The sequence below is a fragment of the Vibrio sp. PID23_8 genome (genome assembly GCF_003584965.1).
In the GTDB taxonomy this organism is placed as follows: Bacteria; Pseudomonadota; Gammaproteobacteria; order Enterobacterales; family Vibrionaceae; genus Vibrio.
In genome coordinates this window covers 557,815-581,005 of sequence record NZ_LIXE01000001.1, presented here as the reverse complement: position 1 = coordinate 581,005, position 23,191 = coordinate 557,815, and the positions used below count along the sequence as shown (strand labels likewise).

Here is a 23,191-nt window from a genome sequence, read left to right as displayed (position 1 = left end):
TAGGACGAGTTGATCTTTAGAGATGACTTAACCTCTGAAGCTCAAGACGTCCTTGTCAAAAATCCGGAGAGATTCAGCGTTATGGCGCAAATGTCAGTAGCAGCACCACTGCAAACCATGACTTTTCCATTGCATGGGGCAAGGTTAATCGAAGCATCCGCAGGTACAGGGAAAACCTTTACTATTGCGGGTTTGTACCTGCGTCTCTTATTGGGACATGGCAGTACAGAAACCAAGCACCGCGTTCCATTAACGGTGGACCAAATTCTGGTGGTGACCTTTACCGAAGCGGCGACAGCCGAGCTACGCGATCGTATTCGTGCTCGAATTCACGATGCGAGGATCGCATTCGCTCGAGGTCAAAGCAGTGATCCGGTGATCAAACCACTGCTAGAAGCCATTGATGATCACAAGCAAGCGACAGCGATCTTGTTGCAAGCGGAGCGTCAAATGGATGAAGCCGCGGTCTACACCATCCACGGTTTCTGCCAACGCATGCTAACGCAAAACGCTTTTGAATCGGGCAGCCGCTTTGAGAATGAATTTGTGACGGACGAGAGCCACCTAAAAGCTCAAGTGGTGGCGGACTACTGGCGTCGTAATTTTTACCCATTACCATTTGCTTTGGCTGGCGAAGTGCGTCAACTATGGGGTTCGCCATCGGAGTTGCTTTATGACATCGGTAACTACTTAACAGGCGCACCATTGAGCTTGTCTGTGCCTGCAATGCAGGGCAGTCTCGCGGATTTGCACGAGCAAAACTTAAAACAAATAGATGCACTGAAAACCCAATGGCGTGATAGCCAAGAGGATTTCTTAGCGTTGATCTCAGGTTCAGATGTCAATAAACGCAGTTACACCAAGAAATCGCTGCCAACTTGGTTAGAGGCCGTTAACGTTTGGGCGGCAACAGAAACGACGGGGTATGACTATCCAGACAAACTGGAAAAATTTGCGCAGAATGTGTTGCTTGAGAAAACCCCGAAAGGCACCGCGCCGCAGCATCCGGTGTTTGAGGACATTGAAGCCTTTCTAGCTACCCCAATTAGCCTTAAAGCACCACTATTAGCGCATGCGATTGAGCATTGTCGTGAGATGCTGGCGAAGGCAAAAAATCAGAAGCAATGGCTGTCGTTTGATGACTTGCTGACCCAGTTATCGGCGTCGATTGATACCGATGAAACCGCACTGCTGAAAGAGCGCATTCGTACGCTTTACCCTGTTGCGATGATCGATGAATTCCAAGATACCGACCCACTGCAATACAGTATTTTTAGCCGTATTTACCTAGATAACCCAGAGTGCGGTCTGTTTATGATCGGTGACCCGAAACAGGCGATTTATGGTTTCCGTGGTGCAGACATCTTTACCTACATCAAGGCACGCCATCAAGTTAGTGCTCACTACACGTTAGGCACTAACTGGCGCTCGAGTGCGGAGATGGTGTCGGCGGTAAACCAGATTTTTGAGTTGCCAGATAGCCCGTTTATTTACGATTCGGACATTCCATTTCTACCAGTGAGTTACAGCCCTAGTGCGGATAAACGCATTTGGACCATGGGTGGGAAAAAGCAACCTGCGCTGACGTATTGGCTGCAAGAAGCCGAAGATAAACCACTGGCAAAAGGTGAATACCTGACTGCGATGGCAGAGGCGACAGCAAGCCAAATTCAAACCATTTTGACCTCGGCGCAACAAGGCCAAGCGTGTCTTGTTAATGGCGAGAAGCAAAAGCCTGTTAAAGCGGGTGACATTGCGGTTTTGGTGCGAACCGGTAGCGAAGGTCGCATGGTCAAACAAGCGTTGGCAGACCAAGGCATTGCCAGCGTTTACTTATCTAACCGAGATAGCGTATTTACCAGTACAGTCGCGCAAGATTTACAACGCTTGTTGCAAGCCGTGCTGACGCCAGAAAACGATAGAGCATTGCGTGCCAGCTTAGCGTCAGAGTTGTTTGCGCTGGATGCAGCAAGTTTAGATGCCCTCAACAACGATGAAACCGTGTGGGAAAACGCGGTCAATGAGTTTAAAGAATACCGCAAGCTTTGGGTGCAACGCGGTGTATTGCCAATGCTGCGAGCGGTGATCAGCAAACGTCATATAGCAGAACGTTTGCTGGAAGAAGGTTCGAGTTCACAAGGTGAAAATGGTGAGCGAGTACTTACCGATTTGATGCACATCGGTGAACTACTACAGCAGGCGAGTAATGAACTAGACAGCGACCACGGCTTGCTGCGTTGGTTGGCACAATCCATCAGCGATGCACAGCATGGTCTTGGTGGCAGCGATGACCAAATTCAGCGCTTGGAATCGGAACGTAACTTGGTGCAAATCGTCACCATTCACAAATCCAAAGGCTTGGAATATGACTTGGTATTTCTGCCATTTGTGTTTGGCTACCGCGAGGCGAGCGAAGCTAAATACTACGATGCTGAGAACGATCGGACGGTCCTGGATATCACGAGCAATGATGCGTCGTTAAAACAGGCAGATAAAGAACGCCTTGCTGAAGATTTGCGTCTTATCTATGTCGCGTTAACGCGCGCCGTATATGCCTGTTTCATTGGAGCTTCGCCACTGCGTAATGGTCGCTCAACCAAAGAACCAACCGGTGTGCATCAAAGTGCGATTGGTTACTTGGTGCAAAATGGCCAAGAGGGGGGCATCAACGACTTATTTCTTGGCCTTAAAAAGCAGCAAGAGAGCCTCGACAGCGTGGTGATTTGCGATCCTCCGAAACAGCATGACGAAATGTATGTGGCGGAACAAGCGGAGTTGGCAGAACTCACCGCCAAAGAGCTGCAAAATTCAATTGATAGAAATTGGCGTATCACCAGTTACTCGGGCTTGGTCAAGCAAGGCTCTCACCATGCTGAACATGACGCAATGATTGAAATCACCGGCTTTGATATCGATTCTTCAGAAGAGCAAGATGAAGCGGAATTGGTTGAGCCAGAACGTTCTATCTTCAACTTCCCTCGTGGCGCACGTCCGGGTACTTTCCTGCACAGCTTATTTGAGGAAATTGAGTTTACTCAGTCAGCGACGACGGAAGAGAACACCCAAATCATTCTCGGCTTGATGGAAAGCGAACAGCTTGATGAAGAATGGCTGCCAATCCTGCAACAGTTGATTGATACCGTGCTGGCGACGCCACTGGATAGCAAAACGCTGCTGCTCAATCAAAAAGGTCCGGCGCAACGTTTGGTCGAGATGGAGTTCTTACTGCCGATTGAAGTGCTGTCTGCGCCAGCATTGAACCGCGTGATTCAACGCCATGATCCGCTGTCTGCTAAAGCGGGCGATCTGGGTTTCCAAACTGTGCAAGGCATGCTGAAAGGCTTTATTGATTTGGTGTTCGAGCACCAAGGAAAATACTACGTTCTCGACTGGAAATCGAACCATTTGGGGGACAATGTGCTCAACTATCATGGTGATGCGTTAAAGTCGGCTATGGCGGATCATCGCTACGATCTGCAATACCAAATCTACGCCTTGGCGCTGCATCGTTTCTTACGCAGTAGGCTACCAAATTATGATTACCAACAGCACTTTGGCGGCGTTTATTACCTGTTCTTACGTGGTATGGATGGGCAAAGTGAACACGGCATTTTTTCTGCTAAGCCAAGCTTCGAATTTTTACAAGAGATGGATCATTTGATTGATGGTCAAGTACTGGATACGCGATCGAGTGAATCGGGTCAGATGGAGTTAATTTGATGAAAACCAATGATCTTCTTTCTGAGCAAAACAGCGCAATGGCAACGTTAGAGCTAGTGGCAACCTTAGAGTCACTAGCAAGTAAGGGAGCGATTCGCCAATTGGACTACCAGTTCGCGCGCTTTATTTATTCGCAAGCAAACAGCCAAGAGTTGGCGTTTATTACTGGCGTGGTCAGCAGTGAGTTAGGCAAAGGACACATCTGTTTGCCCCTTTTTGATCATCAAGGCCAGCCGGTCGATCTTGCCAGCAAACTCGGTTTGTTTGGTGAATCGGCTTTAGTGCTAAATGCCCAGTTACAAGGCATTGATTGGGTTAAGCTTCTACAGAACTCACCATTGGTTGGTGCACATGGTGAGGCGCTGCCAATGATGTTTGATGGCGAACGTTTGTATCTACACCGTTACTGGCATTACGAAGTGACGCTAGCAGGCAAACTCCATCAATTAAGTGCGGTAGTGAATCTGCAACCGCAAGAATTTGCACGTTTGTCAGAGCTGTTAAATCACTTGTTCGCTCGTCAATATCATTTCCTGTTCAATGCATTAGCGAAAGCTGCGGAGACGGGAACCAGCAACCAAGTGCTACGTCAGCAGTTAGTGTGTGACCATTTGGATGTGGTCACCATGGATAGTTTAGATTGGGCTGCCATTGATGCGGCGGTCAGCCAAACGAAGCAAGTTCACGACCTGCAAGTGTTGGATGCGCTCGTACCATTATCGGCTTGTGTCAACTGGCAGAAGGTCGCTGCGGCTGTGGCACTCACGCGTCGCTTTGCGGTGATCTCGGGTGGTCCGGGCACGGGTAAAACTACCACAGTAACCAAACTGCTTGCTGCGTTGATTGAACAAGCAGGGCAGGAGAAGAACCTCACCATCAAGCTGGTGGCACCGACAGGTAAAGCCGCGGCACGTTTGACCGAATCCATCGGTAAAGCGATACAAGAACTACCGGTTGGGACTGAGCTCAAAGCAAAAATTCCAACCGAGTCGAGTACATTGCATCGTCTGTTAGGCGCAATCCCGAACAGCGTTGAGTTTCGTCACAACAAGCAAAATCCATTACATCTCGATATTTTAGTCGTGGACGAAGCCTCCATGGTCGACTTGCCGATGATGTATAAAGTCGTCGATGCGCTGCCAAAGCACGCTCGCTTGATTCTGCTCGGTGATAAAGATCAGTTGGCATCGGTAGAAGCCGGCGCGGTTCTGGGGGATATTTGCTCGTTCCATGCTTTCGGTTTTGGTAAAGAACAAGCGTCAGCGGTCTCCAAACTGACGGGGTTCGACACCTTAGCGTACAGCACCAACAACAATGCTTCGATTGCGGATAGCTTGTGTATGCTGCAAAAGAGTTACCGATTTGATGCCCGTTCTGGTATCGGTCAGTTAGCGAAAGCGGTTAACGCCGGCTCAGCGGCAAAAGTGGATGATGTTTGGAATCGCGATTTTGCTGATATCGAACATTTCGCGCTGAGTAGTCAAAACTACAACCAGATGTTGCAAACCTTGGTTGCAGAATACGGTCGTTATTTGAAGCGTATCGGGCAGCAAGAGGTGAACTCGCAAACGGGTGAGCCAGAAACCCAGACGCACAAAGCCAAAGCAGTACTAGATACCTTTAATCAATGCCGATTGCTGTGTGCGATTCGTGAAGGTGACTTCGGTGTGACAGGTTTAAATCAACGCATCGAAAAAGCACTCGCGGCACGTAAGTTAATCCAAACTCAAGATGAGCTTTGGTATCACGGTAGGCCAGTTATGGTCACGCGTAACGACCACGGCTTAGGGTTGTATAACGGTGATATCGGCATTTGTATGCGAGATGACAGCGAAAGTGAACCACGCTTGAAAGTGTTCTTTGAGTTGCCCGATGGCAGCGTTAAGTCTGTGCTACCGAGCCGAGTCCCTGAACATGAAACCGCGTACGCGATGACTATCCATAAATCACAAGGCAGTGAGTTTGAATACACGCTAATGATTTTGCCGCCAGATTTCAGTCCAATCCTTACTCGTGAGCTGATCTACACAGGTATAACCCGTGCTAAGAAGCGTCTCGCGATGTATGCGGAGATGAATGTACTCAAGCGTGGCATCAAAGTGAAAACCACTCGAGCCAGTGGGTTAGTGTCACGCTTAACCAGTTAATCAAAAAGACCGAGCGCAATGCTCGGTCTTTCTTTAATCATTCTGAGTAAACGCGTTGGTAAAAGACACGCGATGAATTTTATATTGATGTTGGTAAGTGAGAATAAAATCTTTAATGGCATCGTTGACTGGAAATACACAGTGAACGTGCAGCCCTTCTAGAAAGTGGTTATCTGCCATATCCCAGAAGCTTTGCAGTGAATTGCAAACAATAGTTCTCATAACAGTGCTCATCATATTCATTGTAAGAGTAACAACTGTCCTTGATGTGTTATGCCGAGCAAGTTTCAGTGTTCGGCACTTTAGGGTGAGAGTTATTCACCTAGATCCATTTTTGGATTGATTAAAAGTCAACCGTTGAAGCGCGAAGTGTAGCCAATAGCATGCATATTGAAAAGGTTGGTTTGCGACCAATTTTAATGTAAAGCATTGCATAATTATTTCTAAGCTAAATGGCTAGGTTTTATGCATAACGTCAAAGGTCCAGTGCTAAGATTTTTGACTTACGTTGAAAGTTATATAGTCCTTGTTTCGCTCCAGGTAGGTAATCGACACTCACCTCATAAAAGCCTTGTTCTCTAAACCAGTGCAAACTACGTGTTGTCAAAACGAAGATTTGATGAATGTTGTCTGACTTGGTACGCTGCTTCATGTGATTAAGGAGCATTTGCCCTCGATTTCCATCACGATAATCGGGATGAATCGCCACACAGGCCATTTCTGCTTTGCGCTCTTCAACATATGGGTACAGCGCAGCACAGCCAATGATCAAACCATCTTTTTCAATAATGGTAAATTGACCAATCTCTTGTTCTAACTGTTCGCGAGAGCGTCTAACCAACACGCCTTGTTCTTCAAGTGGGCGGATCAAATCTAGAATGCCACCAATATCATTGATGCTTGCTTGGCGAACTTGCTCAGCACTGGCCATCACCACTTGCGTGCCGATACCGTCAAAAGAAAACAGTTCCTGAATCAATGCACCGTCGACTTTGTAGCTAATAAGATGGCTGCGTGGGACACCAGCACGACAAGCAGAGATAGAGCCTTTAAGAAAGCGTAATGTTCCGGAGTTATCGTCGGTGTCTGGTGAATGGGTTTCGGTAAGCCGTTTAATCACATGCTCAGCTTCGATTGGGAACAGTTCTGCGATGGCATTACCGCTATCATCAATGACCCCTTGCTCGGAGCAGAAACCAATCAACTTATCAGCGCCTAGTTTTATCGCAAGCTGAGTGGCAACCTCTTCAGAAAGCAGGTTAAAGCACTCTCCCGTAACAGAGCTGGCGATTGGACCGAGAAGAACAATCGAGCCTTGATCAAGAGTACGGTGAATGGCATCGGTATCGATTCGGCGAATGCGACCGCTGTGGCAGTAGTCGACACCATCATCCACCCCAAGTGGTTGCGCTATCACAAAGTTGCCGCTAACAACGTTGAGTTGTGTGCCAGCCATTGGTGTGTTGTTGAGGCTCATGGATAGACGAGCGGTAATCGCGAGTTGGAGTTGCCCTGCTGCTTGCATAACTATTGAAAGTGCGCTTTCATCAGTGATGCGTGTATTTTTGTGGTATGGTGTTGTCAGTGTATGTTTATCTAGTAACTGGTTAATTTGAGGACGTGCACCGTAAACCACGACAACCTTAATTCCAAGGCTATGCATTAATGCTATATCATTAATAATGTTACCAAAGTTTTTATCAGCAATGGCTTCGCCGCCTAACATTATTACCATGGTTTTGCCTCGGTGAGCGTTCACATATGGCGTTGATTGGCGGAATCCTTTAACGAGAGCGGTACTGCGAATTTTCACGACTGCCAGTCCTTGTGGTTATTTATGTTTTATTATTGCCTCTTTATTCATGAGTTCGCAAGAGTAATTTTGGAATGAAACACAAACATCCTTGATCCCCCCCTTCCTCCGATGAAGGGCGAAAGATTATAATGAGTTATCTATTATTACGTGGACACGTGGGCACTATGGTGTTATCCGCAAATAAGGGGGTTGAAAACTCAGCCCAAATCGACGCTGAAAAATCGATGCCTCGCAAATGGTTAGAGCGCTCGATAATGCTTATAGCCGTTGTGGGGACGATAGTTGCTTTTATGATGTATGGTGACTTGTTCATTCGTTACATCAACCCTCCGATTGCCAAGTCGAAGGTATATGGAAAGTGGGTAGAACAGGAGGTTGCCCCATACGTGCGTGAAGAGTTTGTCCTTAGTGAACGTGGTGTAACAGTGAATGGCGCTTTCGTGACGACAGGCTTTGAATTTGATGGCGATTCTCTACGTTACAAAGTGGGGTCAACCGTTCGCAGGTTTAACTTTGTCGATCAACAGCATACGGAAATGAAGCTTGATGCTAATGCACATTATTTGCCCGTATTTCATCTAGAAGGTCGTTCTGACTTAACTATCCGCTAGTCACCATACCGTATTGAGACACGGTTTACTGCGCCAATAAGGATAAACCGTGTGCTCACCATCCCTTAAAGCTAAGCACGTTTTCAAACATTGTCTGGACAATACCTTGATTGTTCTTTTGCTATTATGTCCGAATAACTTCTAGATCCTTGCTTAAGGGCGAGTTGCCTTGGTTTGCATACATTGTTAACGATTTTTAATTTAGAAACACTAGATCTTCAAATCGTTGCCTCGTCTACAAGTCAAAGTATTCTCGCTGAACCTAGCATCTCGAGGTTACTTGGGTATAAACTTTGTCGCAGCTTTTCAATTGCGTCGTATACATTTGTTTGTCATCCTTTCGCTATCTTCTATTACGGAAAAAAGACGTGTTAAAAAAACTTCTTCCAATTGTTTCTTTGGGTCTACTGTTTGGCTGTGCTCAGCAAAATGATCGTGCTCAGCAATACCTTGATGGTGAATTTCCTAGTATTTTGAATAAGGTTGATGTGGTTGAATCGAATAAACCGCGCGACTTTACGGAGTTCAATAAACAAGCTGAACAAGTTGTAACGAAATCAACTCGCATGGCAAAGATGTATCAGCCATTGTATGAAAAATTGAGTGAATGGGCTTTGCAAAGTGGGGAAACCAGCGACTTGAGCGCATATGGCATTCAAGCGGCGCAACTTGGCGGTGGTGATAAGAAGGGCAATGTGTTGTTCACGGGGTATTTCTCACCAGTGATGGAGCTGCGTCACGAACCGAACGAAACCTATAAATATCCGGTGTATGGTCTGCCTAACTGCAGTTCAGATTGCCCGACACGTGCTGAGATTTACAATGGTGCATTAGAGGGTAAAGGCTTGGAGCTTGGCTATGCGCCAAACATGATCGACCCGTTTATGATGGAAGTGCAGGGCAGCGGCTTTGTTCATTTTGAAGATGATGACACGTTGGAATATTTTGCTTATGCGGGTAAAAACAACAAAGCATACGTGAGTATTGGCCGTATTCTGATTGAGCGTGGTGAAGTGCCACGTGAAGAGATGTCACTCAAAGCGATCAAAGAGTGGGTAATGGCAAATGACGAAGCGACGGTTCGTGAGTTGCTAGAGCAAAACCCATCTTACGTTTTCTTTGCACCACAAGCTGACGCCCCAGTAACGGGCTCTGCAGGTATCCCACTATTACCAATGGCGTCAGTCGCTGGCGATCGTTCTATTTTGCCTATGGGGACACCAATCTTAGCAGAAGTGCCGTTACTTAATGCTGATGGCACATGGAGTGGTGCACACCAGCTTCGCCTGCTTATTGTGTTAGACACGGGCGGCGCGGTGAAACAAAACCACCTCGATCTTTATCACGGTATGGGCCCACGTGCGGGTACCGAGGCGGGTCATTACAAGCACTTTGGCCGTGTGTGGAAGCTTGGCTTGGAAAATACACCAACGCAAGCACCTTGGGCTTTACCGCCAGAGAAGTTACAATAACTGCCTAGCGAGACGAATCGCCTCTCATCATCTAGACATTTCCTCAAAGAGTGCGTATAAATCGCACTCTTTGTTTTTCTATCGATCATCTGGACTTTCAATATGCGTGAACTCGATACTCCGGCATCTGACAGCTACAACCAACGTTTTGGTGGTACTCGTCGTCTCTACGGCAACAGCGAAGTAGACATTCTGCGAGCTGCACACGTGTGTGTGATTGGTATTGGTGGCGTAGGTTCATGGGCGGTAGAAGCGCTGGCACGAACGGGTATTGGTGAGTTGACGCTTATTGATATGGATGACGTGTGCGTGACCAACATTAACCGCCAAATCCATGCGATGACAGGCACGGTTGGCCAAAGCAAAATCGAAGTGATGGCTGAACGCGTTAAACTGATTAATCCAGAATGTAAGGTGAATCTGATTGACGATTTTATTACGCCAGATAACCAACATGAGTATTTGAGCAAAGATTTCGATTACGTGTTGGATGCGATCGACAGTGTGAAAGCAAAAGCGTCGCTATTGGCTTATTGCCGCAGCAACAAGATCAAAGTAATCACCACTGGTGGTGCTGGAGGTCAAACCGATCCAACCCAAATTATGGTGGCGGATCTGACTAAGACTATCCAAGATCCACTGGCTAAGAAGATCAAAGACACCTTGCGTCGTCATCATAACTTCCCGAAAAATCCTGCACGTAAGTTTGGCATCGATTGTGTGTTCTCTACGGAGCAATTAAAGTACCCACAAGCAGATGGTTCTGTATGTGGTGTGAAATCGACAGCAGAAGGTCCAAAACGCATGGACTGTGCCAGTGGCTTTGGTGCTGCAACGGTAGTGACAGCAACGTTCGGCTTTGTTGCGGTTTCACGCATCGTTGAAAAGCTGATTCAAAAGCACAAGAAGTAACGTAAAGAAGAAGAGTGCATCATGACTGATTTTCCTGTTTCTCCATTTGGCACCGACATCACCAGTGAAGACATTGCTGCCACCATGCAGCAATTTAAAGGTTGGGAAGACCGTTATCGTCAGGTGATTCAATGGGGGAAAAAGCTGCCTCAAATGCCTGAAGAGCTCAAATCCGAGCAAGTAACGGTGTCGGGCTGCGAAAGCTTAGTGTGGTTGGTAAGCAAAGAGAAAAATGGCGTTTGGCATTTTTGTGCCGATTCTGACGCGCGTATTGTACGCGGCCTGATTGCCTTGGTGATGGCGGCTTACGACGGTAAAAGCGCAGAGCAAATCCAAGCGTTTGATATTGATGCTTACTTTGAACAACTTGGCTTAATCGCCCATCTAAGCCCATCGCGCGGCAATGGTTTGAAAGCGATTGTTGAGAAAATCAAAGAAACGGCTCAGTAAGAAAGGAAATAGGGCCTAGGATCCGAGCTCCTAGAGAAGTGCGTTGTTAGCTTTGTGCATTTCATCGAGTATTGAGAGATGTCTGGAATACGGAGCGCTTCGCTTCTCGATAATAAGAAAATTGCCTTACGCAATAACGTCATTCCAGCGAGCCTTAGCGAGACTAGGAATCTATTACTCACACGCGATTTAGCCTCGATTCATCACCTTTGCGTCCTCAAATTCGACCCGTAGATTCTGAATCATGTTCGTTCCTCACTGTTCAGAATGACCGCTGTTTTTTTTCCAACTAAAAAGACGACGTAATCCGTAACTCAAAATGTTAGGCCCTAGGATCCTAGGACCTTTCTTTATCCTAGAGCCTACCTTCCTAAAGCATATCAACCGCTTTCTCGACGGCGGCAATCAGCTTTTCAACGTCTTCTAACGTGTTGTAGATACCAAAAGAAACGCGCACCGTGCCTTTGACGTTAAGCGCATCCATCAGAGGGTGAGCACAGTGATGCCCAGCACGAACCGCAATACCTTGCTGGTCTAGCAGCGTCGCAATATCTTGGTGGTGAACGCCATCCATAACAAAAGTCAGAACAGAAGCTTTCGGTTGGTAGCCAAGAATGCGAATGTCATCCAATTGGCTTAATGCTTGGTACGCTCTTTCTTGTAGAGTGTGCAGATGAATCTCGACAGCTTGCCGATCGAAACCTTGATACCAGTCGATGGCTTTTGCCAACGCAATGGCACCCGCAACGTTTGGTGTACCCGCTTCAAATTTGCCTGGTAGCGCAGAAAACGTGGTTTTCTCAAACGAGACCTTATCTACCATTTTTCCGCCACCGTGCCATGGAGGCATCGCCTCTAACAGTTCTAGCTTGCCATAGAGTACACCGATACCTGCAGGGGCATAGAGTTTGTGACCTGAGAACACATAAAAATCGACATCTAACTCTGCCAAGTTCAACTGCTCATGCACGATACCTTGAGCACCATCTACTACGACAACAGCGCCTACCGCATGCGCCATGGCGATGATTCTTTCGATAGGTTGACGAGAACCTGTCACGTTAGTGATCTGTGCACAGGCGACGATTTTACAGCGCTCCGACAGTAGCGTTTCAAACGCATCGATATCGAACTGACAATCGGAGGTCATCGGAACCTTAACGATTTTCGCTCCTGTCTGCTCTGCGACTATTTGCCATGGAACGATATTGGCGTGATGCTCCATCTCGCTGATTAATATCTCATCGCCTGCGTTTAGTGTACTACGGGCATAAGTTTGCGCGATCAAGTTCAGCGCTTCGGTTGCACCACGTGTCCAAATGATCTCTTTTGAACTGGCTGCACCAATGAATTCCGCCACTGTGTCACGTGCCGCTTCAAATTGGCTGGTGGCATTGGCCGTTAAGCTGTGGCTACCACGATGTACATTGGCGTTCTGTGCGCTGTAATAATGGCTGATTACGTCAATGACGCATTGCGGCTTCTGGGTTGTCGCTGCACTATCTAGGTACACCAGAGGTGTTTGATTTACCGTCTGATTAAGGGCTGGGAACTGCTTACGTACTGCATTAACGTCAAACATTATTCATCACCGAACTCGTGATAGTGCAGGGTAGGCAGTGTCACCATAGGCTCTGCAACAGTCCATGCATGCTCTTTGCCTGAAAGTTGGATGATAATCTCCATCGCAAACTCCAGCGCAGTACCAGGCCCCTGGCTAGTGATGAGATTGTGGTTCACATCCATGGTCACGCGTTTGACTCGCCATTTGTCGTCTGGGATATGAGATTGAAAGCTCGGGTGGCAAGTCATGAGCGCTTCTGGATACAAATTGTGGTGTTGAAGCACTAACGCTGGCGCGGCACAAATTGCAGCAACGAGTTTACCTTCGTACATATGCTGTTTCAGGATCTCAATCATGATAGTACTATCACGGAAGGTTTCCGCGCCGCCGACACCGCCAGAGAGTACAATCGCATCAAACTCGTCATCGGCAATATCGACCAATTTACAGTCCGCGGTCAGCGTGACGCCACGAGAGGCTTTCATCGTCAGTGCACCATCAAAGTCGGCACTTGCGACCGTCACTTCATAACCTGCACGAACCATGATATCGATGACGGTGACCGCTTCCATTTCTTCTGTGCCCGGTGCGATAGGTACTAAGATCTTTTTCTTCATTATTCAGTCCAGCTTTGTTCAATCTGTTTGATGCGTTGATAGAGCTTGGTGTTCTCTGGCGTACTGATTTGATGCTTTTCGGTGGTTTGCAGTAGATAACCAGTAATAAAGTCTATCTCGGTACGACGTCGGTGAAAAACATCTTGCCTCATAGAAGAGTAGTTTGCCGCAGTTGCGTTAACCACTTGCATTATGGTGGCGTGAAGTGCGTCAAAATCCACCTTTATCTCTTCTTTATTCATGACTTCTACCAACTCATGAGTGATGTTAGCCAACTCGATCGCAAACTCATTAGCGGCAAGCTCACCATTCTTACATTGATGGATAGCGGTCAGTGGGTTGATAGCGCAATTGATCGCAAGCTTGGTCCACAAGGCTCCGTTGATGTTAGGGTTCCAGTGCACCTCAGGCAGGGCGTGATTCATCACTTCGGCAAGGAAGTCACATTGAGCGCCTTTAGCATTAAAACCACCTAACTGTGTGTATCCATGACCAGTATGCAATACTTGCTGTTTGCTTGGCTTGTATGCGCCGTGCGTTGTCGTGGCAATCACGATAGGGTTATTGGCCAGCTTTGCCTCGATGAGTGGCGCGGTGCCCATCCCGTTGTGCATTAACATCACGATGGTGTCTTCGCTGATGTAGGGAAGAAGAGGTTCAATGGCGGATTCAACTTGCCAAGCTTTTACCGTGATTAAAATCAAATCAGCCTCTTGTACAGAGGTAATGCTTTGATTGGAATAAGTGGTAAGCGGAGCATCATCCAGTTGAAGCGACAACTCGCTCTCAGAGGTACGTCCCCACAATGAAACATGGTGTCCAACAAGTTTGAATTTAGTCGCCCAGAGTGAACCGACGGCTCCTGGACCAAGGATGAGAATATTCACCAAACGCGCTCATTAAAAAGATTTGCTGCAAGGATAATGAGGGAGAAAAGGAAAGCAAATAAAAATGGCGCCAGAGGCGCCATTTTTGGGGAAAACTTATTGGTTCAATTAGAACTTGTAAGTGACAGCTACGTAGTGACCAACACCTGAAGCGTCTGCAACTGGTGCCCATGGTAGTACTGAGCCATCTTCGAAACCGTATACATCTTTGTATAGTTTCAGGCCGTAACCCACTGCAAAGCGATCTGAGTGCCAGTAAATACCGTTAAACATTGCACCGCCGTTGCTTTTTTGGAATGGTGCATCGTCTTTCATACCAAATTGGTAATCGATGTAACCTTGGTAAGAGATGAATGAACCGTTCTCGAAGAAGTAGAAAGGCTTGAACCAGTTAGTCGAGATTTGGAAACCGTTCCAGTCTTTTTGGTTTGAATCGTATGTGCCGTATAGGTTTAGACCCATTTTGCCAAACCAAGGAACCATTACGTCAGAACCTAGACCGATTTTTTGAGTGTTAACAGCAGAGTTACCACCCCATTCCATTAGTGTCGCAAGGTAAAGCTCTTGAACTGGGCCGAAAGATAGGTCTTGACCAGTTACTGCATCTAGAGACATACGAGGAGCAAACTTCATGAAGATTTTTTCCGCGCCAGCTTTGTCGCTATCTGGGTTTGAAGTTAGGTTGAATACGTCAACGTAACCGTATAGATCGAAGATGCCAGAGCGACCGCCAAATTCCATTTCTAGGTAATCATGAGTAGATTCTGGACCAGCACCTTTTTCGTCAATTGCAGCCATTAGGTTGAATTGCATCCACTTGTAATCGTTCTTGTGGATATCGCCGTCAGAGTAATCTGCCGCCATAACAGGAGCTGATGTAGCTGCTAGTAGGCTAAGAGCTAAAAGTGATTTACGCATAAGTGGACTCTCTATGTTTGTAATGATTCAGAACACGCAATCTTCGCTGCGCTTTCCAATTGGCGGGAATAATAGCGATAAAAATCTCAAATGAAAGTGATAAACGGTGCAAAAGTAAATATTTTTAGTGATGATCGTCACGTAATTGGTCAATGCCATGGAACTTTTTATTTGTTGCATCGATTTGCAGTGTTTGTGTGATTTGGATCGTTTGCGCAAGCGGTTTTATGAATTTTTAAGCCAGTCGATTAACCAACAAAAATCGTTAGTGATCCTATTTGTGTCCTCTTCGTAACACTTTATGAATCAAAGAGGACGCTTGAATGAAAGAAGTCATGTTATTCCCACTGACCTCCGTCGTATTACCTGAAGGCAAGATGAATCTGCGTATTTTTGAACCAAGATACAAACGCATGGTGAAAGAATGCTGCCTCCAAAACGTAGGGTTTGGGGTCTGTCTTGTGGGCAATGGAACCGACGCCAAGGCGGTTGGGAATGTTTCATCGATCGGAACTTTGGTCACCATCGTTGATTTTGAAACACTCAGTGATGGGCTTCTTGGTATTACTGTTGTTGGTGAGAAACGATTCATCGTTAAACGCGTTAGAGCGGACTCAGATGGCCTTCGCCATGCGGAAGTTGAGTGGATGGGCAACTGGCAAGCGCCAGAGCCCGCCCCGGCGTTTGTTTATTTGAGTCAACAGTTGAATCATGTTTATAAACAGTTTCCCCAACTCGGAAATCTCTATCAACACCGTTTCTATGATGATCCATCATGGGTTGCTCAACGTTGGTTAGAGCTGTTACCTCTCGATAGTACGTTGTTTGAAAAGTTGGTAGGAGCAGAGGATTGTTTACCTGCACTGCAATTTCTTAATGATGCCATTGAAGCCCCTCCCAAAAAAGAGACTAAGATATGAATGGATTTTCAAAACTAGCAGTGACCGTTGTCGCTGTGCTCGGTATCAGTGCTTGTGGTTCTGACAGCGACAGCAAAGACTACACGTATTTGCAGGCTGTTCATGCGTCCCCGGATGCGCCTCGTGCCAATGTTCTGCTTAACGGCAATGAGGCGTTGTCAGACCTTGATTATGGCTCTGGATCTGGTTATGTACGACTTGAAGAAGGGACGTATGATGTTGCTGTCGACGTTCAGTTGCCTGGTGGCCAAACGGCGGAAGTCATCAACGCGCCGCTCTACCTTGATGATGATATTCTTTACACCGCATTTGTTGTCGGTAGTGCGGCTGATGGGTCGGTAGAACCTCTTATTGTGACACGTTCAGAAGATTCGATGGCCAATAACCAGAGTCTGGATGTGCAAGTTGTCCACGCCGCGACTGGTGTTACCCAAGTCAATGTATTTGTTACGACTCCTGATGCAGACCTTACCAATGAGAACCCTGTCGCGACCCTTGCCTATACCCAATTTACTAACGTTCTCAATATCCCAGATGGCGAATACCAGATTCGTTTGACCGATTCTTCTGATGCGGCGAACACGCCGGTCTTTGATTCAGGCCCATTGACTCTAGCGCCAAACAGCAATTTAACCGTCGCTGCGATAAATAAAGGCGGCTCGGTATCTGAGTCACCCGTAAAATTGCTTGTTCTCGATGGCGAGGGTTCGACTATAGTTCAAAATGTGTCTAATGACTCTATGCGTGATTTCCCGTCCGCAGAATCAGACGTTCGGGTCGGACACCTAGTTAATGGCGCCCCGAACGTTGATGTGTCTCTAGATGGTACAACAGTGCTTTCAGACGTAGCCTTTAAAACCATCTCAACTTATCAAACATTGGCTTCAGACTCTTACCAAGTTCAGGTTGATGCGCAAGGTATAGCAACCCCAATTATTAGCGCAGATTTAGCCTTTGCTCCAGGCAACTCATATAGCGTATATGCGATTGGCTTAGTGTCTGATATTGAAGCGCTAGTCGTTGAAGACAACAGAAGATCGATTGCAACGAGTGCCGTCCTGAATGTGACACATGCGGCTGCAAACCCAGCCGCTGCAACTGTTGATGTTTACCTCACGCAGTCACAGGATATTTCGAGCATTGATCCAGCGATAGCCAATTTTGCGTATAAAGATAGTGTTCAAAATATTTATGTAGCAGCGGGCGATTATTATGTGACGGTTACCGCACCTGGTGACAAAACGCCTGTTATAGGTCCAGCACCTTTACCTACGCTAGAAAATGGTATGGTATATCAAGCTATTGCCATTGACGATAATGGTGGCTTTAACCTTTTGGTTAATGACATCACGAATTAGGATGAAGAGGGAGGAGGCGACTCCTCCCGACTATTAAGGTTGATTATGATGAGTGATAACTCTCAGAAACTAGGGCGAAGCGAGTGGAACGCATACATGGACAGGGTAAAAGCGAGAGACACCGACGCGTTTGCCTTTGTATTTCGTTTCTATGCACCGAAACTGAAGCAGTTCGCTTATAAGCATGTTGGTAACGATCAAGTGGCGATGGAGATGGTGCAAGAGGCCATGGCGACGGTGTGGCAAAAAGCCCATTTATATGACGGGTCGAAAAGCGCGTTATCAACCTGGATCTACACGATTATTCGAAATCAGTGCTTTGACTTACTGAGAAAACAGAAAGGCAAAGATCTGCATATTCATTCTGATGACATCTGGCCATCGGAATACTACCCCCCTGATTTGGTTGACCATTATTCGCCGGAGCAGGACATGCTCAAAGAGCAGGTGGTTAAGTTTTTAGACATACTGCCCAAAAATCAGAGAGATGTTCTGCGGGCAGTGTATTTAGAGGAAATGCCCCATCAACAAGTTGCGGAGCTTTTCGATATTCCTCTTGGCACCGTTAAATCGCGCTTAAGATTGGCGGTAGAAAAATTAAGGCATTCGATGCATACGGAGCAACTATGAACAAACACCCAGATAACAACTTGTTAGAGGCCTATGCTTCAGGAAGTATCGATGCGGTTTCTGGTTTAGTGGTCGCAACCCATTTGGAAACATGTTCCTATTGCCGTGCATGTGTCAATCAAATGGAAGCGGCCCAAGCCTGTGATGTCGCCAATGATATTCCGGCTGACTATGACCCTACTTTTGACCTCATGTTTCGTGACATTATTAATTCAAAGCCAACCTGTGATGATATTATTATCAGAGATGTCGCTTCGGTAAGCGTTGCGGGTAAAACTTTTCAGCTTCCAAAAACGTTGAGTCGGTACACTGACTTAGTCGGAGATTGGAAGAGTTATGGCGGTAAGGTCTTTAGTGCTCAAATCGATTTTGGGGAAGACGCAAGAGTAAACCTGATGTACATCAGTGAAGATGTAAGGATTCCACAGCATACCCATAAGGGGTTGGAGTCAACTTTAGTTTTACATGGTGGATTCAGTGATGAAGATGGCCACTATGAGCAAGGCGATCTGCTGGTAAGAGATGCATCGAATAAGCACAGTCCATTTACCAAAACCGGGGAAGACTGTTTGTGTTTGACGGTGCTGACAGAACCGATGATTTTCACTCAAGGTGTCGCCCGAATCTTTAATCTATTTGGTAACGGCATGTACCCTTAACATCACGAATTCAAAGTAAAAACCACCGTTTTTCGGTGGTTTTTTTAATTAATCTCACGTGGTTAGTGTCGTTGCTTCGCTTTCTCTAGCAAATCTGTAAAGTAGTGTCTTAACGAATAAAGCATGATTAAGCTTGGAATTACCATGACTGCGGTAAGGATAAAGAAAGCCGTCCAATTGTCTAGGTAGTCGACCAATTCCCCACTAAAAGAAGCGAGTGTTGTTCGCCCAAAATTACCTAAAGAGGCGAGCAAAGCGTATTGTGTCGCGGAAAATGCCTGTCCTGTCAATATTGTTAAGAAAGACACGAAAGCAACCGTTGAGAAGGCGGTTGTAAAGTTATCAACGATGATGGTCGCTAAGTACAAATGCTCACTCGGGCCGACTTTCGCAATCCATGCGAACATCAGGTTGCTGGCTGCCATGGCAATACCACCAATCATCAGGCCGCGGACGATACCAAACTTCACATTGAACATACTGCCAACAAACGTAAACAGCATGGTTGCACCCCAGCCAATTAATTTGGAGTAGTAACCGATTTGCTCGTTGCTAAAGCCAATATCTTTATAGAACGCGATCGACATTCTACCTAAGAACGCTTCACCAATCTTAAACAAGAAAACGAAGAGCAGCAAAGTAATAGCAACACGCACTCCGTTTCGGTTAAAGAAATCAAGGAACGGTTCTACAACGGTCACGGTAAACCAAGCAACCAACTTAGAACCAACCACTTCTTTATGACGTTGTTCGGCTTGATGTTGCAGTTGTTCACGCTGAGTTTGCGGTTCACCAACTAACAACGTGAATATCATCAATAACACCACAATGATAGCCATACCATAATAAACGCCATTCCAGCCCACGCTGTCTGCATTGATGAAAGCGAGGTAACCCGGAAGTGAGTATCCTGTCCACCAGCCGATCACCGCCATCGCCGAAGCTTGTGGTAACTTGGATGATTCTGATTTGGGAAACGTATCAATACGGAAAGCATCGATAGCAATATCTTGGGTAGCAGAAGCGGTTGCAATACAGAGTGCGAGCATAGAGGTGAAAATCAAATTTTCTGCCGGGTTTACTTCTGCAATATAAAGCGTCGCGACTAAGATGATAGACTGGCAAAGGAGAATCCAACTACGGCGTTGTCCCAATAATCGATGTAGCACGGGTAATTTGACGCGATCGACCAGTGGAGCCCACATAAAGTTGATTGCGTATACGGCAAACACACTACCGAAATAACCGATAGCAGACAGCGTCAAACCGGCGTCTTTGAGCCAGCCAGACATGTTTGAACCAATAAGTACCCAAGGGAAACCACTCGAACAACCGAGCATGAAGACCCACATGAGGCGTTTGTCGAGGTAACTTTTTACTGTTTCCAGCCAAGTAATGGAAGGCAGTGAAGACATAAATGGATCCGTTAATATCGAGCGACGAAAAGAGAAAGCCCTTCGACTATTCAAAGGGCTTATTGGCTTGCTACTTAATGAGAGTGGCCTTGGTTATGACAATTTGCGTCTCAGGGACATCTTGCATTCGACCGACGGATTTGGTTGGCTGTTTCGCCATTTTTTGAATCACATCGAAACCTTCGGTCACTTCTCCAAATACCGCATAGCCTGGTGGACGAGAGCCGTAGTTTAAGAAGTCATTATCAGTTAGGTTAATAAAAAACTGGCGCGTCGCAGAGTCAGGAAGATTGGTTCGAGCCATAGCAATGGTTGCACGGTCGTTGTTTAAACCGTTGTTTCCTTCGTTTTTAATTGGCGCGTACGTTTTTACCATTTGCATGTCTTGGTTGAACCCTCCCCCCTGAGCCATAAAACCCGGGATCACGCGATGAAAAATAGTGCCTTCATAGCTGCCGTCTTCCACATATTTAAGAAAGTTCGCGACTGTGATTGGTGCTTTTTCTTGATTCAATTCAACGGTGAAGTTACCTAACGTTGTTTCAAACGCAACTTTTGGACCAGCAAAAACACTGCAGCTAAGCAAGGCAAGAGAAAGAATAGCTTTACGCAACATTAGAATCGCTCCTGCATGTATTGACGCAACTCTGCATCATTGGCCATTTCTTTTAGGGTAAGTGCGATAACATCATTAAGCGCTTGTTCTATATCTGCGTCAGACGCGCTTAGTGTGCCAGAACGTTTCGCTGTGCCTGTAAAGGTTTTTACGAGCTTACCTTGAGGTGTTTCAGCGGTGATCTCAAGCACTGCCTTGGCATCCATTTCGTTTTCCATAACAGAGTGCTTCACATTGACTAATACTTCTTGTATTTCTAATTCAATCGCGTTGTTGCTATTTAGATCAGAGTGAAACCCCTGAGAAGATAATTGCTGTTCGAGCGCCCCTTCCAGTGAGATACGCAGGCTTTGCTTGGCATGAAGAGGAAGAATGTTCGAACGTCCGTTATCGACCAATGCGACATACTGTGCAGCGCGAAGATCTTTACTGGTTAGACTGTATGTTTTGCCCTGAACGATAGGGTTAGTGCTTAGGGTCGTCTCCGGCATTAGATTAAGTTGTGGTTGTTGAGGTGCTGAACATGCGGCCAGCAAAGCAACCGAAGCCGCGAGTACCAGTTTTTTCATTATATTATTCCTTTTAACCATTTTTTCTGAATTCAGACCCTAGTTTGCGCCTAATTTAGCAGGATCTTTTGTTGCCTGTAAAATGACAAACTTATTGTTAGAGGCGACCAATTTTACATTACTGTCGCCAAAAAGACGCTTTAGTTTGGCGTCATAACCGAGATGGCGATTGCCGATGACCAGCAGCTTGCCACCTTTGTTTAAGATTCGTTTTGCATCACAGAACATTTGCCAAGCGATATGGTCTGTAATGGCCTGCTGTTGGTGAAACGGTGGATTACACATGATCAGGTCGCTACTACCAGGTTTAAAGCCGTCCAAGCAGTTATTTGCGATACATTGGTAATCTCTTCCTTCACCTAAATTATCAATTAAATTTTGTTTCGCTGACTCGACAGCCATAAAACTTTCATCGACACAGGTAAGGCGCGTTTGGGGATTCAATTGACCCGCTTTCACGGAGAGTACACCGTTACCGCAGCCTAGGTCGACAATATGCTTAAGGGCTGGATCTTGTGGGATATGCTGTAGCATAAAGCGAGCGCCCAAATCTAAGCTTTCACCTGAATACACGTTGGGCCAATTTTTCAGTTGAATGTCTTCGCCTTCCACATCCCAAATCGTCATTGGATCGACTTCAATAGCGGGCTCTACATTCGCGCGAGAAAACACTAAGCGATGTTTTTTCCAAGCAAGAGATGTTTTTGTTTCGCCCAAGTATTTCTCAAACAGCTTGAGGGTCGACGTGTGGATTTCTTTTGCTTTGTTGACGGCAATAATCGGGCAAGCAGCAGGTAGCGCTTTGCGTAGTTGGCTCAATAACCAAATAAGGTGGCGATTACTCTTTGGTAGTTGGATCAAAACCATGTCGGCATTGGCAGGGATATCATCCATCGTGGTGAGAAACGCGACCTTATTACAATGATTCTGCTCTAAGTTTTGCTGAACGCCTTTATGAGAAATAAAAGAGTCACTCATCAACGTGACGTTATGCTTCTTAGAAAACCAGCAAGCCAATGCACCGAAGTTATCGTTAATAACAACGATGTTTTGATGGTCAGGCAATGCTAGGTCTTCCACGTGATTGATGAGGTATTCATCACCCGCATCCCAAGCTTGAAGTGTTTCATTGGATCGCTTTGGGAAACGATGAAGCGTCAGGCTTCGATCGTGAAGATTCAATTCGGTTTTCATAGGTAAACATAGATTAAGTTGGAAACTAGAGATTATTGTCGCAAATGATGGCGGGCCAAGATACAAAAAGCTGTCAAATTTGCAGTTTTTCACCGCGCATTTTACAAACTCTAATGCGAAAAAGGGACCGAGAATGCGAGGCGGAGCATTTAATTTACGAAGCGAAAGTATATACTTGTCAAGTTGGCATCAATGAGGGCTGAATATGATCCAAGAAATCATAGAAAAAAAATTGCATATTAACTTGCAACCTGACTACCTAAAAGTGATTAATGAAAGCTATATGCACAATGTTCCCCCTGGTTCGGAGAGTCATTTTAAGGTGATTGTGGTAAGTGGTGCATTTGCCGGGCAGCGTCTTATCGGCCGTCACCGTCAAGTGCATTTGGTGCTTGCAGATGAGTTAGATAACCACATTCACGCGCTTGCCATCCACACTTATACACCAGAAGAATGGAAGTTCGAGCAAGACGGTGCACCTGACAGCCCTATGTGCTTGGGTGGTGGTCGATAAACTAAACATAACATGCTGATTTTTTAAAAGATGGCTTTGGCCATCTTTTTTATATTTTGCCCATTTTTGAAGGGGGAGATAGACGCTCTGTGAGTAAACGAGTATTAACAGTATTTCAACAAATGAATGGAAGTTAATGCTTATTTCAAAGCGTGAATGCATTATTAATACACCCAATAAAAGTGAGTTGGCGTTTGTGCGA

At 46.2% G+C, this 23,191-nt stretch carries 21 protein-coding genes; 11 read left to right on the top strand and 10 right to left on the bottom strand.

The genetic code is table 11. From position 1 onward, the window contains the following. Nucleotides 1–81: 81 nt before the first annotated feature. Both recB and recD read left to right on the top strand, forming a co-directional pair. Nucleotides 82–3,720 (top strand): exodeoxyribonuclease V subunit beta, encoded by a 3,639-nt coding sequence (gene recB / locus AK966_RS02705; protein ID WP_119463480.1) that lies wholly within the window; start codon nt 82–84, stop codon nt 3,718–3,720. After that, on the top strand, nt 3,720–5,867 hold the full coding sequence (gene recD / locus AK966_RS02700) for an exodeoxyribonuclease V subunit alpha (RefSeq protein WP_119463479.1): 2,148 nt from the start codon (nt 3,720–3,722) through the stop codon (nt 5,865–5,867). The genes recB and recD overlap by 1 nt, the downstream gene beginning before the upstream one ends. A 33-nt stretch (nt 5,868–5,900) precedes the next feature. Here the strand turns inward: recD and AK966_RS02695 are convergent, their stop codons facing one another. Together AK966_RS02695 and argA are read right to left on the bottom strand one after the other, a co-directional pair. Continuing rightward, the gene (locus AK966_RS02695; protein WP_099080273.1) at nt 5,901–6,089 is read right to left on the bottom strand and encodes a hypothetical protein; all 189 of its coding nucleotides are present in this window, start codon (nt 6,087–6,089) and stop codon (nt 5,901–5,903) included. A 253-nt stretch (nt 6,090–6,342) separates the two neighbouring features. Then, on the bottom strand, nt 6,343–7,680 hold the full coding sequence (argA, locus tag AK966_RS02690) for an amino-acid N-acetyltransferase (protein WP_099080243.1): 1,338 nt from the start codon (nt 7,678–7,680) through the stop codon (nt 6,343–6,345). Between the two features lie 167 nt (nt 7,681–7,847). Here argA and AK966_RS02685 point away from each other — a divergent pair, with 167 nt between their 5' ends. The 4 genes from AK966_RS02685 (at nt 7,848) to csdE (ending at nt 11,128) form a co-directional block, all read left to right on the top strand. After that, a complete protein-coding gene (locus AK966_RS02685; protein WP_259343734.1) occupies nt 7,848–8,294 on the top strand; it encodes a DUF2850 domain-containing protein in 447 nt (148 codons plus the stop codon). 368 nt (nt 8,295–8,662) lie between these two features. After that, nucleotides 8,663–9,766, top strand: a complete 1,104-nt coding sequence (mltA, locus tag AK966_RS02680) for a murein transglycosylase A (protein WP_099080244.1) — start codon at nt 8,663–8,665, stop codon at nt 9,764–9,766. 102 nt (nt 9,767–9,868) lie between these two features. Beyond that, complete coding sequence (tcdA, locus tag AK966_RS02675; RefSeq protein WP_099080245.1) at nt 9,869–10,678, top strand: tRNA cyclic N6-threonylcarbamoyladenosine(37) synthase TcdA; 810 nt, start codon at nt 9,869–9,871, stop codon at nt 10,676–10,678. 21 nt (nt 10,679–10,699) lie between these two features. Next, entirely contained in the window at nt 10,700–11,128 is a 429-nt protein-coding gene (gene csdE / locus AK966_RS02670; protein WP_119463478.1) for a cysteine desulfurase sulfur acceptor subunit CsdE, read from the top strand. Nucleotides 11,129–11,498: 370 nt separating this feature from the next. Here csdE and csdA read toward each other — a convergent pair whose 3' ends face one another. From csdA to AK966_RS02650, 4 genes are all read right to left on the bottom strand, one after another. Next, nucleotides 11,499–12,710, bottom strand: coding sequence for a cysteine desulfurase CsdA (csdA, locus tag AK966_RS02665; RefSeq protein WP_119463477.1), 1,212 nt, complete (start codon nt 12,708–12,710; stop codon nt 11,499–11,501). Beyond that, complete coding sequence (locus AK966_RS02660) at nt 12,710–13,309, bottom strand: DJ-1 family glyoxalase III (protein ID WP_099080248.1); 600 nt, start codon at nt 13,307–13,309, stop codon at nt 12,710–12,712. The genes csdA and AK966_RS02660 overlap by 1 nt, the downstream gene beginning before the upstream one ends. Further along, nucleotides 13,309–14,196: a 2-dehydropantoate 2-reductase gene (panE, locus tag AK966_RS02655; RefSeq protein ID WP_099080249.1), complete on the bottom strand. Its 888-nt coding sequence runs from the start codon at nt 14,194–14,196 to the stop codon at nt 13,309–13,311. The genes AK966_RS02660 and panE overlap by 1 nt, the downstream gene beginning before the upstream one ends. 108 nt (nt 14,197–14,304) lie before the next feature. Continuing rightward, on the bottom strand, nt 14,305–15,114 hold the full coding sequence (locus tag AK966_RS02650; protein ID WP_119463476.1) for an outer membrane protein OmpK: 810 nt from the start codon (nt 15,112–15,114) through the stop codon (nt 14,305–14,307). Between the two features lie 323 nt (nt 15,115–15,437). Between AK966_RS02650 and AK966_RS02640 the strand changes: the two genes are divergently transcribed. Genes AK966_RS02640 through AK966_RS02625 form a run of 4 tightly spaced genes read left to right on the top strand, consistent with a single transcriptional unit; the run spans nt 15,438 to nt 18,681 of the window. Beyond that, entirely contained in the window at nt 15,438–16,034 is a 597-nt protein-coding gene (locus AK966_RS02640) for an LON peptidase substrate-binding domain-containing protein (RefSeq protein WP_099080252.1), read from the top strand. Next, entirely contained in the window at nt 16,031–17,392 is a 1,362-nt protein-coding gene (locus AK966_RS02635; RefSeq protein WP_099080253.1) for a DUF4397 domain-containing protein, read from the top strand. Before AK966_RS02640 ends, AK966_RS02635 begins: the two co-directional genes overlap by 4 nt. A 45-nt stretch (nt 17,393–17,437) precedes the next feature. After that, nucleotides 17,438–18,022 (top strand): RNA polymerase sigma factor, encoded by a 585-nt coding sequence (locus AK966_RS02630; RefSeq protein WP_099080254.1) that lies wholly within the window; start codon nt 17,438–17,440, stop codon nt 18,020–18,022. Next, nucleotides 18,019–18,681: a ChrR family anti-sigma-E factor gene (locus AK966_RS02625; RefSeq protein ID WP_119463475.1), complete on the top strand. Its 663-nt coding sequence runs from the start codon at nt 18,019–18,021 to the stop codon at nt 18,679–18,681. The genes AK966_RS02630 and AK966_RS02625 overlap by 4 nt, the downstream gene beginning before the upstream one ends. A 62-nt stretch (nt 18,682–18,743) precedes the next feature. Here the strand turns inward: AK966_RS02625 and AK966_RS02620 are convergent, their stop codons facing one another. From AK966_RS02620 to AK966_RS02605, 4 genes are all read right to left on the bottom strand, one after another. Then, on the bottom strand, nt 18,744–20,096 hold the full coding sequence (locus AK966_RS02620) for an AmpG family muropeptide MFS transporter (protein WP_099080256.1): 1,353 nt from the start codon (nt 20,094–20,096) through the stop codon (nt 18,744–18,746). A gap of 70 nt (nt 20,097–20,166) precedes the next feature. Then, entirely contained in the window at nt 20,167–20,712 is a 546-nt protein-coding gene (locus tag AK966_RS02615) for a peptidylprolyl isomerase (protein WP_099080257.1), read from the bottom strand. Further along, the gene (locus AK966_RS02610) at nt 20,712–21,281 is read right to left on the bottom strand and encodes a YajG family lipoprotein (protein ID WP_099080258.1); all 570 of its coding nucleotides are present in this window, start codon (nt 21,279–21,281) and stop codon (nt 20,712–20,714) included. The genes AK966_RS02615 and AK966_RS02610 overlap by 1 nt, the downstream gene beginning before the upstream one ends. Nucleotides 21,282–21,320: 39 nt before the next feature. Continuing rightward, nucleotides 21,321–22,475 (bottom strand): methyltransferase, encoded by a 1,155-nt coding sequence (locus AK966_RS02605; RefSeq protein WP_119463474.1) that lies wholly within the window; start codon nt 22,473–22,475, stop codon nt 21,321–21,323. A gap of 205 nt (nt 22,476–22,680) precedes the next feature. Between AK966_RS02605 and AK966_RS02600 the strand changes: the two genes are divergently transcribed. Next, nucleotides 22,681–22,989, top strand: a complete 309-nt coding sequence (locus tag AK966_RS02600; RefSeq protein WP_099080260.1) for a BolA/IbaG family iron-sulfur metabolism protein — start codon at nt 22,681–22,683, stop codon at nt 22,987–22,989. Nucleotides 22,990–23,191: the final 202 nt, after the last annotated feature.